Source organism: Caulobacter flavus, assembly GCF_003722335.1.
Lineage (GTDB): Bacteria > Pseudomonadota > Alphaproteobacteria > Caulobacterales > Caulobacteraceae > Caulobacter > Caulobacter flavus.
Map to the genome: position 1 here is coordinate 1,991,577 of NZ_CP026100.1, position 12,687 is coordinate 2,004,263.

Annotated in this window: 10 protein-coding genes and 1 pseudogene; 3 read left to right on the forward strand and 8 right to left on the reverse strand. The window is 72.1% G+C overall.

Going from position 1 to position 12,687, the window contains the following annotated elements; translation table 11 throughout:
• Window positions 1-3 precede the first annotated feature (3 nt).
• The 4 genes from C1707_RS09360 to C1707_RS09375 are packed head-to-tail and all read right to left on the reverse strand — an operon-like array spanning window position 4 to window position 3,755.
• Window positions 4-711: a hypothetical protein gene (locus C1707_RS09360; protein ID WP_145998406.1), complete on the reverse strand. Its 708-nt coding sequence runs from the start codon at window positions 709-711 to the stop codon at window positions 4-6.
• Between the two features lie 51 nt (window positions 712-762).
• A complete protein-coding gene (locus C1707_RS09365; RefSeq protein WP_145998408.1) occupies window positions 763-1,824 on the reverse strand; it encodes a hypothetical protein in 1,062 nt (353 codons plus the stop codon).
• 46 nt (window positions 1,825-1,870) lie between these two features.
• The gene (locus C1707_RS09370; protein ID WP_145998410.1) at window positions 1,871-2,140 is read right to left on the reverse strand and encodes a hypothetical protein; all 270 of its coding nucleotides are present in this window, start codon (window positions 2,138-2,140) and stop codon (window positions 1,871-1,873) included.
• 19 nt (window positions 2,141-2,159) lie between these two features.
• Window positions 2,160-3,755 carry a methyl-accepting chemotaxis protein gene (locus C1707_RS09375; protein ID WP_101713816.1) on the reverse strand — a complete coding sequence of 532 codons (1,596 nt, stop codon included), beginning with the start codon at window positions 3,753-3,755 and terminating at the stop codon, window positions 2,160-2,162.
• A gap of 243 nt (window positions 3,756-3,998) precedes the next feature.
• Here C1707_RS09375 and C1707_RS09380 point away from each other — a divergent pair, with 243 nt between their 5' ends.
• On the forward strand, window positions 3,999-5,336 hold the full coding sequence (locus C1707_RS09380; RefSeq protein WP_101713817.1) for a sensor histidine kinase: 1,338 nt from the start codon (window positions 3,999-4,001) through the stop codon (window positions 5,334-5,336).
• Window positions 5,337-5,381: 45 nt separating this feature from the next.
• Here C1707_RS09380 and C1707_RS09385 read toward each other — a convergent pair whose 3' ends face one another.
• Window positions 5,382-6,119: an SDR family oxidoreductase gene (locus C1707_RS09385; RefSeq protein ID WP_180896931.1), complete on the reverse strand. Its 738-nt coding sequence runs from the start codon at window positions 6,117-6,119 to the stop codon at window positions 5,382-5,384.
• A gap of 105 nt (window positions 6,120-6,224) precedes the next feature.
• Here C1707_RS09385 and C1707_RS09390 point away from each other — a divergent pair, with 105 nt between their 5' ends.
• Window positions 6,225-6,812 carry a TetR/AcrR family transcriptional regulator gene (locus tag C1707_RS09390; RefSeq protein WP_101713818.1) on the forward strand — a complete coding sequence of 196 codons (588 nt, stop codon included), beginning with the start codon at window positions 6,225-6,227 and terminating at the stop codon, window positions 6,810-6,812.
• Here the strand turns inward: C1707_RS09390 and C1707_RS09395 are convergent.
• Window positions 6,797-7,612, reverse strand: a complete 816-nt coding sequence (locus C1707_RS09395) for a hypothetical protein (RefSeq protein ID WP_101713819.1) — start codon at window positions 7,610-7,612, stop codon at window positions 6,797-6,799. The genes C1707_RS09390 and C1707_RS09395 overlap by 16 nt on opposite strands.
• Window positions 7,613-7,764: 152 nt before the next feature.
• On the opposite strand from C1707_RS09395, the gene C1707_RS09400 reads away from it, so the two are divergent.
• The gene (locus tag C1707_RS09400; protein WP_101713820.1) at window positions 7,765-10,977 is read left to right on the forward strand and encodes a glycoside hydrolase family 2 TIM barrel-domain containing protein; all 3,213 of its coding nucleotides are present in this window, start codon (window positions 7,765-7,767) and stop codon (window positions 10,975-10,977) included.
• 122 nt (window positions 10,978-11,099) lie between these two features.
• Here C1707_RS09400 and C1707_RS09405 read toward each other — a convergent pair whose 3' ends face one another.
• Together C1707_RS09405 and C1707_RS26680 are read right to left on the reverse strand one after the other, a co-directional pair.
• Window positions 11,100-12,434 carry a HipA domain-containing protein gene (locus tag C1707_RS09405; protein WP_101713821.1) on the reverse strand — a complete coding sequence of 445 codons (1,335 nt, stop codon included), beginning with the start codon at window positions 12,432-12,434 and terminating at the stop codon, window positions 11,100-11,102.
• A pseudogene (locus C1707_RS26680) lies at window positions 12,431-12,625 on the reverse strand (helix-turn-helix transcriptional regulator); the annotation flags it as partial. The gene C1707_RS09405 and the pseudogene C1707_RS26680, both read right to left, overlap by 4 nt.
• Between the last annotated feature and the right edge of the window lie 62 nt (window positions 12,626-12,687).

Genomic DNA, 12,687 nt, shown 5'->3' on the forward strand with positions numbered 1-12,687 from the left:
GCGTCAGGGCTTGGGCGGAACCAGGGTCCACACGCCGTTCTTGCGCACCACCTGGGTCGTGCGCCAGGCCGACGGCTTCAATTCGCCGGCCAGCAGCTCGCCGTTGCGGTCGCGATACTTCGGCGACAGCACCTTCAGTTGCAGCACGTCGTCGCTCAGCCACACCGGATCGCAGGCGTAGTCGGTGTCGATCGACTGGCTCTCGAACTTGCCGTCGCGGTGCTCGACGATCTCGACGCCGTTGAACTCGTTGATCAGGCTGTCGTCGCCGACGGCGGCGATCGCCTTGCCGCCGGGCGAGGCCAGGGGCGGCCCGCCCATGTCGAACCACTCGCCGCTGCGGGGATCCACCACCCGCCAGGCCATGTCCTCGTAGCGCATGACGAACACCACCTCGAGGCCCGAGCCCACCCAGCCGCCCAAGTATTCATATTCGGCCTCGTCTTCGGCGTCGCCCTCGATCGCCTTGGTCTTCAGCCGCAGCTTGCCCAGGGTCAGCAGCGGACCGCTGCGCTTGACCCGCCCCTGCGAGGCGGCGATCGCCTTGGCCTCGCGCCCGGGCTGGCCGATGCTCAGGCCCTCGCCGGCGTCGCCTTGGCCATGGCAGCGCCGATGGGCGTAGTCGCCGCGAAGGTCCAGTTCGCCGGCCTGGGCGGAAAGGGCGGCCGCGCCCGCCAGCAGGGTCAGTCCGGTCAGCAACAGTCTACGCATGCGCCGCTCCACTCAGAGACGCGTCGATAGAGCATGTGTCGCGCGCCCGCCTCAAGTCGGCCCGCCGCCGCCCGGGACCTCCAGCGTGATGCGGTCCTCGCGCGGGCGCAGCAGCAGCGGGACCCTGCGCCAGCTCACCTTCAGCTCGACCTGCGGCGGCGCGGGCTCGCTGGGCAGCTCGCCGTCGGGACCCCAGCCGAAGGTGCGCAGGGAAAAGCTCGCCTGGCCCCCTGCGTCGACCGCGGGCTCGGACAGGAAGTAGGGCGTCAGGAAGCCGCCGCCCTGCAACGGTGCGTGGGCGTGTCCGAGCAGGGCGCTCCATCGCCCTTCCCGCCAGGCCAGCCAAAGGCCGTCAGTCGTTCGTCCATCGGCGTTCAGGCGCCGGCCGGGCAGCAGCAGGACGCCGTCCTGGCCCTCGACCACCCCGTCCAGGTCGGCCACGTGCAGGCCGGTCGAGGCGCCGTCCAGGTACAGGGCGTAGGGCGGGGCGTGCAGCAGCCGGTCGGCCTCTTCCGTCGCCCGCAGGTCGTCGGGCAGCAGCAGGCGGGCCTCCAGGCGGCGGCCGTCGGCCAAGGCTCGCGCCAGCAGGGGCGGTGGCGCCTTGGCCTCGTGGGCTGGCAGGCGCAGGCCCAGCACCGGCGCCAAGGTCACGCTGTCGGCGGCGTGGCGGCAGGCCTCGCGCAGCAGGGGCGCGGCCTTGGCCGGGGTCCGGCTGGCGACGTCGGCCAGGGCTTCCGGCGAAGGCCGCCCCGGCCCTGGCTCCAGCGTGTGGATGACCTGGGCGTCGATGTCGTAGACCTGCAGCCGCAGGCCGTCGCGCGCCTGGGTCAGGGCGATGCGCAGGGGGCCGCCGCCGGGGGCGGACGGAACATCGGTGACCGGGCCGCAGACGCCGTGGAGCATCGCGCCGTCGGCCAGCAGCATCGTCCAGTAGTTGGGCCCGCCCATGGCGATCTCGCCCACGCCGCCGACCTGGCGGTCGATCCCGACGGGCAGGCTGGCGAGGCTGTCGGGCGTGAGCGGATGCGAGCGCCAGGCCGCGCCGAGGTGATGCGGCGGGCCGATCGCCGCGTGGCGGGGGCGGCCGAGCAGGCGGCGGAGAAGCGCGATCATCGGCCCCATAGGCGGCCGCTTTCCTCCGCGCGGCAAGAGGGGGCGGCTAATCCAGGCCGCCCGCGATAACCCGCAGCGGCGGCTCGCGCCTTGGTCCTGGCTGACGCGCCTGACCCGGCCTTGGCCGGCGCAGCACGATCTGCAGGGCCTCGACCATGGCCGCGCTGGCGGTGGTCTCGCCGGGCGCCACGTACAGCCCCATGGCGTCGGCCAGGGCCGCGCGGTCAAGCACCCCGGCCGTCTCCAGCCGTTCGCACAGCGGCAGGTACGTGGCGGCGAACAGCTTGATCAGGTCGGCGGACGTGAACGCCGCCACCGTCGCGCCGGCCTCCACCTCAGGCGGCCCGGCGGTCGGTCGGGGCCGCGTCCTCGCGGGTGCGGAACAGGCCGATGCGGTCGGCCAGGGCGGCGGCCTCGGTCTTCAGGGCGTGGGCGGCGGCGGTGGTCTGCCCGACCATGGCCGCGTTCTGCTGCACCACGCGGTCCATCGCGCCCATGGTGGTGTTGACCTCGCCCAGGTTCGAGGCCTGGTCGGCGGCCGAGCGGGCGATGGCGTCGATCTGGACGTCGATCTCGGCCACGCGGGCGACGATGCGCTGCAGGGCCTGCCGGGTCTTGCCCACGCGCTCGACCCCGGCGGCCACCTGGTCGCCCGAGACGGCCACCAGGGCCTTGATCTCGCGGGCGGCGTCGGCGCTGCGCTGGGCCAGGGCCCGCACTTCCTGGGCGACGACGGCGAAGCCCTTGCCCGCGTCGCCGGCCCGGGCCGCCTCGACCCCGGCGTTCAGCGCCAGGAGGTTGGTCTGGAAGGCGATCTCGTCGATCGCCCCGATGATCTGGCCGATCTGGCCCGACGAGGTCTCGATCAGGGTCATGGCCTCGACCGCCTCGGTGACCACCGGATCCGAGCGCTCGGCCTCCTCGCGGGCGCGGGCGGCCGCGGCGTTGGCCTTGCGGGCGTTGTCGGCCGTCTCGTTGACGGTGGCGGTGATCTGGCCCAGCGCCGTGGAGGTCTGCACCAGGCTGGCGGCCTGGTCCTCGGTGCGGTGGGCCAGCTCGTCGGAGGCGCGGCTCATCTCGGCCACGCCGGCGCTCATGCTGGCGGCGTTGCCGCTGATCTCGCCCAGGGCCGCGCGCAGCTTGGCCACGGCGTCGTTGAAGTCCTGGCGCAGCGGCTCGTACTGGGCGGCGAAGCGGGTTTCCAGGCGCGAGGTCAGGTCGCCGCCGGCCAGCCGGCGCAGGGCCCCGGCCAGGTGCTCGACGACCTGCGTCTGCTCGGCCTCCATGGCCGCCTTCAGCCGGGCGCGTTCGGCGTTGGCGCGGTCGGCGGCGGCGCGTTCGGTCAGGGCCGCGGCGTTGGCCTCGTCGGCCGCGCGGGCGGCGCGCTCGGAGGCCTCCGTGCGGGCGCTGACGGTGACGAACAGGCGCGACACCCCGGCCGTCAGCCAGACCAGCGACCAGGCGGTGGTCACGGTCATGGCCGCGCGCAGGGCCAGGGCCAGCAGGCTTTCGTCGGCCGCCAGGGCGTGGGGGAAGGCGCCGGCGGCGACCAGGTCGACGCCGACGACGGCGGCCGCGCCGGTCGCCACCACCCGCCAGTCGCCATAGGCCACCAGCAGGGCCAGGGCCGCCAGGAAGGCCATGCGGGCCTCGTCCTGCAGGGCGTGTCCCCGGAAGGCCAGCACGAACAGCGCCGCCTGGCCGACCAGCGCCAGGGCGGTGCACAGCTGCTGGGCCAGGCGGTCGCGCCACAGGCCGTAGGCGCCCAGCACCAGCACCGCCAGGGCGATCGCGCCGGCCGCCGGAACCAGCAGCGGCGCGCCGGTCAGCAGGCACGCGGCCGGAACCACCGCGGCGCTGGCCGCCACGCAGCCGATCACCAGCTGGCCGCCGACCCTGCGTTGGGCCTCAATACTGTCGAACTGGATCAAACGCACGCCCGCCTCCGGTATTTCTCGGCGAGGATGCTGGATGAGCGTTAATCGCTGGTGACAGAATTGGCGAAACAACGCCCGTGGTTATTACGTACCAATACGTATGAAGCGCTCAGATATTCTCAAAATGAGATAGCGACGACATGCCGGGCGGGGTTTTCCGGTCGCGCGCGACCATCCGGGAGCGGACGGCGTCAACCGGTGGTGGCCCCGGGCCGCGCGCGTGTGTAAGCCTTGGCCATGGCTTCGAAGGTGCGAGACATCCTACAGCGGCCCCGGGGCCTGATCGGTCGCTCCATCCTGGTGGTGGCGGCGATCGTGTTCGTGCAGCTGGCGGCCAGCGTCGCCTTCTACCAGGCGATCGACCGCCAGACCCTGCGCGAGGACCACGCCCGCCGCATCGCCGAGCTGCTGGTGGTGGGCGACCGCGTCAGCCGGCTGGCCCAGGCCGACCTCGACCAGGTGATGACCTCGCGCTACCTCGAGGCCGAGATCGTCGGCGCGCCGCCGCAGGCGCCGTCCCAGGCCCGCGCCCAGACCGGCGAGGCCGACGCCATCGTCCGCTATGTCCGCCAATGGGAGCCGGGCCTGGCCATGCGGCCCCTGCGCCTGTGGTCGGAGGACCAGTCGGACGGCGGCCGCGACCTCGTGGGCGCGATGGGCCTGCAGGACGGCCGCTGGCTGACCTTCCGCTCGCGCCACTTTCCCCGGCCCTGGCCGATCGCCCTGCGCGCGGTGGCCACGACCCTGGCCTTCTCCCTGGCCTGCGTGGCGCTGGGCGCCTACGCCCTGCGCCAGCTGGGCGAGCCGCTGCGGCGCCTGGCCGAGGCCGCCGGCCGGGTGGGCGAGGGGCCGCCCCAGCCGGTCGCCGTCGAGGGGCCGCCGGACCTGGCCGAGCTGGGCCGCGCCTTCAACGACATGCAGCAGCGCATCACCGGCCTGATCGAGGACCAGGCCCGGGCCATGGAGGCGCTCAGCCACGACCTGCGCACGCCCCTGGCCCGGCTGAAGCTGGCCTCGGACTATGTGGAGCCCGAGGACATCCGCGCCATGGTCGGCGGCAATGTCGACGAGCTGGAGGAGATGCTGCGCTCGCTGTCGGCCTGGCTGCGCGCCCAGCACGCGGCGAGCACCGCCGAGCCCGTCGACCTGCCGGCCCTGATCCGCGCGGTGATCGCCCGTTGGCCCAAACTGGCCCGCTACGAGGGGCCCAAGTCGCTGACCGTCGCCACCCACCGCGAGCCGCTGGAGCAGGCCCTGATCCGCCTGGTCGACAACGCCGTGCGCTTCGGCGGCAAGGCCAAGGTGCGGCTCGTCGCGGACGATCCCGAAAGTCCCGAGGGGCCGCGCATCGAGGTGCTCGACCAGGGCCCCGGCCTCACCGACGAGGTGCTGGCCCGCATCTACGAGCCCTTCTTCCGCGGCGACGCCGCCCGCGCCCGCGACACCGGCGGCTTTGGCCTGGGCATCCCCACCGCCGAGCGCCTGCTCAAGCGCTTCGGCGGCCGCCTCTCCATCGCCAACCGCGACGGCGGCGGGGTGACGGCGAGCGTCTGGCCGCCGGTGGGGGAGGCGTAGGGTAAGGCGGGCGTCTGACGCCGCGCCCTGCGCCCCGCCCGCTCCTTAGGCGCTCCATCCCCCGTCGATGGTCAGGTTGGCGCCGGTCATGTAGCCGGCGTCCGGTCCGGCCAGCCAGGCGACCAGGCCCGCCACCTCGCCGGCCTCGCCGATGCGGCCCAGGGGCAGGCGCGGCAGGATGTAGTCCATCAGGTCGGCGGTCATGTCGGTGGCGATGGGGCCGGGCTGGATGGTGTTGACGGTGATCCTGCGGGGCGCGAAGTCGAGGGCCGCGCCGCGCGCCAGCTGGGCGACGGCGGCCTTGGTCATGGCGTAGACGCTGGAGCCGGGCGTGCCGATCCGCTCGGCGGTGTTGCTGCCGATCACGACCACTCGGCCGCCGTCCAGGAGGTGCGGCGCGGCGTAGTGGATGGCCGCGAACACCCCGCGCACGTTGACCGCCAGCATGTGGTCGAAGTCGTCCAGGGCGAACTGGTCGATGGTCCCGCCCTTCAGCACGCCGGCGTTGACCACCAGCACTCCCAGCGGGCCAAGCCGCGCGACGGCGGCCTCGACCGCGGCGCGCACGGCCTGTGCGTCGGCGCTGTCGGCCTGAATGGCCAGGGCCGTTCCGCCGGCCGCCTCGACCTGCGCGGCCAGGGCGGCGGCGGGACCGCTCGAGGCGGCGTAGGTGAAGGCGACGGGGCGGCCCTCGGCGGCCAGGCGGCGCACGATCGCCGCGCCCATGCCGCGCGATCCGCCCAGCACCAGGGCCGGGGCGTTCGGGGTGAAGATGTCGGTCATGTCGGAAACCTCGTTATGGACTGATCGGTCCATAACCTGTTCATTCCGGATCGATCGGTCAAGAATAATTCTGGACCGATCGATCAAGATCCCTATGATGCGACCATGGCCAGACCTTCGGAATTCGACCGCGACGAGGCGGTCGCCAGCGCGATCAGGGTGTTCGCCCGCCACGGCTACGAGGCCGCCTCGACCAGCGCGCTGATGGCCGGCATGGGCATCGGCCGGCAGAGCCTGTACGGCGCCTTCGGCGACAAGCGCCGGCTGTTCCTGGAGGCTTTGCGCCGCTACTCGGACGGCTCGCTGGCGGAGATGAACGCCGCCCTGGCCGCCGACGGCCCGGCGCCCGAGGCGATCGAGGCGGCGCTGCTGGTCGGCCTGGGCTCGGCCGAGGATCTGGAGACCGGTTGCCTGGGCGTCGGCTCGATCGTCGAGTTCAGCCGCTCCGACCCCGAGGTCAACGCCCTCAACGACGCGGCCGCCGCCCTGGTCGTGGCCGCCTTCGCCGCACGGGTGCGGGGCGGGATCGCGGCGGGCGCGTTCGACCCCGGCCTCGACCCCGAGGCCGCCGGCCGCCTGCTGCTGACCCTGCGCTCGGGCCTCAAGGTCGCCGCGCGAGGCGGGGCGGGAGAGGGCGAGCTGCGCGAGATGGCGCGGCTGGCGTTGCGGGGGCTGCGTCAGCTTTCGGTGTAGCGGACCAGCAGCCAGTCGCGGCCGGCGAGCAGGCCCGCCAGGCGAGCCGCCGCGTCGGACGGACTGGCCGCGTAGAAGCCCGCCAGGTCTTCGGCCAGGGCCCGGGCCGTGGCCTCGTCCAGCGGCCCGGGCCGCCGAAAGCCCAGGAAGGCGGCGCCGACCCCGAAAAGCGCGAGGCCGTACTCGGCTTCCAGGCGCTGGGCCAGCGCATAGGTCTGCATCGGATTGAGGTCCGAGGCGAAGTAGCCGTTGGGAAAGGCCGCGAGCGCCAGCGCGCCGGACGCGACCGGGACGAATTGGACCAGGATCTCGGCTTCCCTGTCGATCCGCAGGGCCGTTTCGGGGTCGCGGTTGACGGTCACCAGGTCGTTGGCGTCGCCGCTGGTTTCCCAGGCCAGCAGGCCGACCGCCTGGGCCAGCTGCACGTCGCGGGCGCGGGCGAGCAGGTTGGCGACGCGGATGGGAAACTCGGCCGGGGTGCTCAGATAGCCCCGGTGCTCGCCGTTCTCGAAGGCCGCCTCGTCCAGGAACGACAGGTCGTGGCCCGTGACGTCGTCCAGGTCGTGGACGTCGGTCGCGTGGCCCGAGGTGTATTCGGCCTGGATGCGGTTATCGAGCGTGACCAGCACGCGCAGGCCTGGGCGCTCGGCCTGCAGGCTGGCGTGCAGGTCGAGCAGGGCGGCGAACGAAGGCGCCCCGCGCACCGTCAGGCCGTCGCAAAGCACGGCGTTGAAGGACTTGGGGCGCGCCTCGGCGAAGGGCGTCAGCGTCATGGGCTTCTTGCGCTTGAAACCGAACATGCCGCCATCTCGGCGGCGAAGGCGGGTTTCTGTCAACCATCGTCGCCGGGCCGAAGGCGATCACCATTGGTCCTCTTTTGTCTGACAAATGAATCCGCCATGCTATGCACCGTCCGCCCGATCCAACGGGCGAGCGTTCTGGGAGGCGTTGCATGCGGAAGATCCTGGCGGCCGGCGTGGCCATGTCGGTCATGGCGCTGGCGGGGGCGGCGATCGCCCAGCCCAAGGTCGATCCGGTGCAGGTGGATCCCTCGCGTCCCGACTGGGAGAACCCCGCCGTCAACGCCCGCGGCAAGCTGCCGGCGGTCGCCACGCACTTCCCGTTCGAGAGCCGTGACCTGGCCCTCGCGGGCGACATGACGAGGTCGGCCCGCTATCTCAGCCTCGACGGCCAGTGGGCCTTCCACTTCTCGCCGTCGGCTGACGGCACGCCCGCCGGCTTCGAAAAGTCGGACTACGACGCCTCGTCCTGGAAGGACATCAAGGTGCCGGCCATGTGGCAGGCACAGGGCTACGACCAGGCCCGCTACAACAACATCACCTATCCGTTCCCGGCCAACCGGCCGCTGATCCCGCACGCGACCAACCCGGTGGGCTCATACCGCCGCACCTTCGAGGCTCCGGCCGGCTGGAGCGGCCAGGACGTCATCCTGCACGTCGGCGCGGCCGGCGCGGCCTATCGCGTCTGGGTCAACGGCGCCGAGGTCGGCTACTACGAGGACTCCAAGCTGCCCGCCGAGTTCGACGTCACCAAACACGTCAAGCCGGGCCAGAACCTGATCGCCATCCAGGTGCACCGCTGGGCCGACGGCTCGTATCTCGAGGACCAGGACTTCTGGCGGGTCTCGGGCATCGAGCGCTCGGTGTACCTCAAGGCCGTACCCCAGGCCCGGGCGTCCGACCTCTTCGTCAAGGCCGGCCTCGACAAGGCCTATCGCGACGGGACCCTGGCGACCGAGCTGTCGCTGACCGCCCGCAAGGCCCCGCTGACCGCACGGATGACCCTGCTGGACGGCGATCGCGAAGTGCTGAAGCAGGAGACCAAGGTCGCCCCGGGCGCGGCGAAGACCGTTTCGCTGACCGCCGCCGTCCCCGGCGTCAAGCCGTGGACCGCCGAGACCCCCAACCTCTACACCTTGCTGGTCGAGCTGCTGGACGCCCAGGGGACCGTGGTCCAGGCCACGCCCCAGCGCATCGGCTTCCGCACCGTCGAGATCAAGGACGGCAAGGTCAGCGTCAACGGCCGCCCCATCGTCATTCGCGGCGTCAATCGCCACGAGCACGACCCGGAGACCTTCCACGTCATCTCCGAGGAGAGCATGCGCCGCGACATCGAGCTGATGAAGCGGGCCAACATCAACGCCGTGCGCACCTCGCACTACCCCAACGACGAGCGCTTCTACGCCCTGGCCGACGAGTACGGCCTCTATGTGATGGACGAGGCCAATATCGAGAGCCACGCCTACATGGACTACGGCAACAAGGTCCCGGCGCTGCGCGAGCAGATGCAACTGGGCTTCGACCCGGCCTGGGAAGCGGCCCACCGCGACCGGGTGCTCAACATGGTCGAGCGCGACAAGAACCACCCGTCGGTGATCTTCTGGTCGCTGGGCAACGAAGCCGGCATCGGCCCCAATTTCGAGAAGGCCGCCGCGGCCGCCCGCCAGCGCGATCCCTCGCGCCTGATCTCGTATCTGGGCTGGGGCACGCTGGACTGGGAGCACCAGCCCAACGCCTACGTCGACATCTACGCCCCGATGTACGACGACATCGAGAAGATGGTCGACTGGGCGCTCGACCCCACCCGCACCCAGCCGATGATCCAGTGCGAATACGCCCACATGCAGGGCAATGGCGGCGGCAACTTCAAGGACTACTGGGACACCATCTACCGGTACGACAAGCTGCAGGGCGGCTTCATCTGGGACTGGGTCGACCAGTCGATGTACCGCTATACGAAGGACGGCCGCCGCTACTGGGGCGACGGCGGCGAATACGGCAAGAACCCGGGCGGCGACATCGAGTTCGGCGACGGCATGATCCAGCCCGACCGCACGCCCAATCCGCACTTCTACGAGGTGCGCAAGGTGCTCTCGCCGATCCAGTTCGGCGCCTTCGCGGCCTCCGACGGCTCGCTGACCGTCACCAACCGCCACGACTTCCGCGACCTGTCGGGCTTTACCTTCGACTGGGTGCTCGAGGAGAACGGCGTCGAGGTCGCCAGCGGCGCCCTGCCGGCCCTGGACGTCAAGGCGCGCGGCCAGCAGCGCGTGGTCCTGCCGCTGCCCAAGATCCAGCCAAAGCCGGGCGCGGAGTACCTGGTCACCGTTCGCGCCCGGGCCAAGGCCGGCGCCGTGCCGCTGACCCCGGCCGGCTACGTGGTCGGCTGGGAGCAGTTCCCCTATGCCGCCTGGGGCGCCGAGCCGGCGCAGCGCAAGGGCGCGGTGGCCCTGAAGGAGACCAGGGACGCGGTGGTGCTGGAGGCGGCGGGCGCCAGCCTGACCCTCGACCGCGCCACGGGCCTGGTCACGGCCTACGCCAAGGGTGGGGCGGTGCTGGCCAAGGGCGGCCAGCCCAACTTCTTCCGCGCCGAGACCGACAACGACACCCTCAACGGCACGGTCGCCCAGCAGAAGGCATGGCGGGTGATGACCGACGCCCGCCAGGTGCGCGCGGTGACCGCCCACAAGGGCGAGGACGAGGCCCGGGTGATCGTCGAATACGCCCTGGGCGCGGGCGCGGCCCGCTTCACCACCACCTATGTCATGGCCGGCGACGGCTCGGTGCAGGTGACCGGCGACCTGGAGCCGCTGAAGGACGACCTGCCCCCGCCCGTGCGCGTGGGCCTGTGGTTCACCCTGCCGGCTGCGCCCAAGACCGTCGAATGGCTGGGCCGCGGCCCGCACGAAAGCTATGTCGACCGCTTCACCTCGGCCCCGATCGGCCTGTGGCGCGGAGCCCTGGCCGACCAGAACCACGACTACATGCGGCCCCAGGACACCGGCAACAAGATCGACGTGCGCTGGATGGAGCTGTCGGGCGGGGCCGCGCCCGGCCTGCGCGTCGACGCCGACAAGCCGCTGATGATGCAGGCCCTGGCCTTCCCCTACCAGGACCTCTACCGCCGCCCGGCCGGAACCTGGAAGTCGTCCGACATCGTCGCCCACGGCGAGGCGACCCTGATCGTCGACGCCGCCCAGTGGGGCGTCGGCGGCGACACCACCTGGAACCACGTCGGCCAGCCGCACGGCAAGTACCGCACGAAGCTGGAGCCCACCCGCGTCAACTTCCGCCTCTCGCCGTTCACCGGCGAAGGCACGACCCCGGACAAGGCCCGCCCGGCCCGGGCGACGCAGGTGGAATAGCGCGCCGAAATCCCTCTCTCATAGAGAGAGGGAGGGGCCCCCGCCGCAGGCGGTGGGAGGGTGAGAGGTTTCACCTCGACCGGCTTTGCCCGGGAAAGGGAAGGGGGGCGTGCCCCCAGGCCCTAGCTGGCTCCGAGGGCGTAGCGTCCCTTGGGGAAGTAGTCGCGTTCGCGCACCTTCACATCGAGGCCCAAGACCTCGACCAACTGCTCGGTCTCGCGGCCGATCAAGTCGTCCAGGTCCTTGAAACCCCGGCTCGCCAGGTCCCGCGTCGCGGCTTCCAGCGCCTCGACCATGGACGTGGCGGTTCGATCGAGGAAGCGCGACGCGGCCGCCCTCGTCATCTGGAAGGCGCCCAGGAAGTCGAGGAGATCGTCGCGGGTGATCGCGTCGGGGTGGTCGGCGCCGCCGATGTCGAACGACAGCTGGTCGTTGAAGTCCGGGTTCAGGCGGCTGGGCAGCAGGTCGTACAGCGGCGCCAGGATCGGGGCGCGGCCCGAGGCGTAGAGCAGGCCGTGGTTCTTGGCGTGGTTGTCGGTGTTGCCGATCAGCAGGTTGAACAGCGTCGTCGCCAGGAACGCCTGGCGCGCCAGGGCCGGGCGCTCGGTCCGGTCCAGCACGCGAGCGATCGCCTCGGCGTCGAACCGGCGGCCCGCCTCGCCGTTGCGCTGGTACTTCAGGGTCGCGGGCAGGCCCAGGGCCTGGGCGAAGTCCTCCTGGTGGATGCGATAGACGACGCCGTCCCGCTCCCAACGGTCGAAGCGGGTGATCAGCAGGGCGTCGACGTCGGCGATGCGGGCGGCTTGCGGGATCGAGACCTTCAGGCCGACCGCCCAGGCCAGCCTCGCCGCCTGCTCCTCCAGGCCCGCGTCGCGGCCCAGGCGGCGCTCGGGAACCTTCAATATGTGCGTCGTCGGAACCTTGCGCCCCGGCTTGGGCCGGGCGAAGCCGGCAGGGGTGTGGACCAGGGCGATCTTGCGCTGGACGCCGGCGACCGGCGACGGGTCGGCCGCCGTGTCGGGCAGGCGCCGGTGCTCGGCCAGGCTGCGAACGATCTCGGCCAGCGCCTCGGGCGCGATCGGCTCGTAGTCCTCGGCCAGCACGCCCGGAACCTTCACCGGCTCGGCGCCGAACGGCAGGCAGGAGATCGCCCCCGAGCAGTCGGCGCCCAGATGGGCCAGCAGGCCGACGACGTCGTCCCGCGCCAGGCCCTCGCGGTCCATCACCTGCTGCATCTGGTTGTTTTCGGGCAGCAGGTTGTCGAAGAACGCCCGCGCGGTCACGTCGCCGAAGTCGGCCTGCTCCAGCGGCATCGACATCGACAGCGGCGGGCCGCCTTCTTCGGCGTACCGCAGGTCATAGGCGAAGCTGATCGCCTGGGTCTCGTTCGATACCAGATAGCCGGCGGGCCGAGCCACGCCGTCCATGTGGACGACCAGCTGGGTCGGACGGCTCATCGCGTGACCGCCAGCAGGTCGAGACCGGCGGCGGCGCAGGCGGCCATCACCTTGCCCAGCTCCAGGGTCGCCTTGCCGTTCTCCAGTTCGGACACGAACCGGCGCCCGACCCCGGCCATGTCGGCGAACTGCGCCTGGGTCAGGTCCATGGCCTCGCGGGCCTGGCGGATCAGGCGGCCGAGCTCAGCGGGCGTGCCAACGTGCGTGGCCGGACGCGGCGATGGGGCGGGGCCGGCGGGATCCTGGTCGCGCG

Excerpts from the sequence above, each read along its gene's own strand:
- C1707_RS09360 (WP_145998406.1), bottom strand. The coding sequence starts at position 711 with ATGCGTAGACTGTTGCTGACCGGACTGACCCTGCTGGCGGGCGCGGCC.
- C1707_RS09365 (WP_145998408.1), bottom strand. The coding sequence starts at position 1,824 with ATGATCGCGCTTCTCCGCCGCCTGCTCGGCCGCCCCCGCCACGCGGCG.
- C1707_RS09380 (WP_101713817.1), top strand. The coding sequence starts at position 3,999 with ATGGCTTCGAAGGTGCGAGACATCCTACAGCGGCCCCGGGGCCTGATC.
- C1707_RS09385 (WP_180896931.1), bottom strand. The coding sequence starts at position 6,119 with ATGACCGACATCTTCACCCCGAACGCCCCGGCCCTGGTGCTGGGCGGA.
- C1707_RS09390 (WP_101713818.1), top strand. The coding sequence starts at position 6,225 with ATGGCCAGACCTTCGGAATTCGACCGCGACGAGGCGGTCGCCAGCGCG.
- C1707_RS09395 (WP_101713819.1), bottom strand. The coding sequence starts at position 7,612 with ATGTTCGGTTTCAAGCGCAAGAAGCCCATGACGCTGACGCCCTTCGCC.
- C1707_RS09400 (WP_101713820.1), top strand. The coding sequence starts at position 7,765 with ATGCGGAAGATCCTGGCGGCCGGCGTGGCCATGTCGGTCATGGCGCTG.
- C1707_RS09405 (WP_101713821.1), bottom strand. The coding sequence starts at position 12,434 with ATGAGCCGTCCGACCCAGCTGGTCGTCCACATGGACGGCGTGGCTCGG.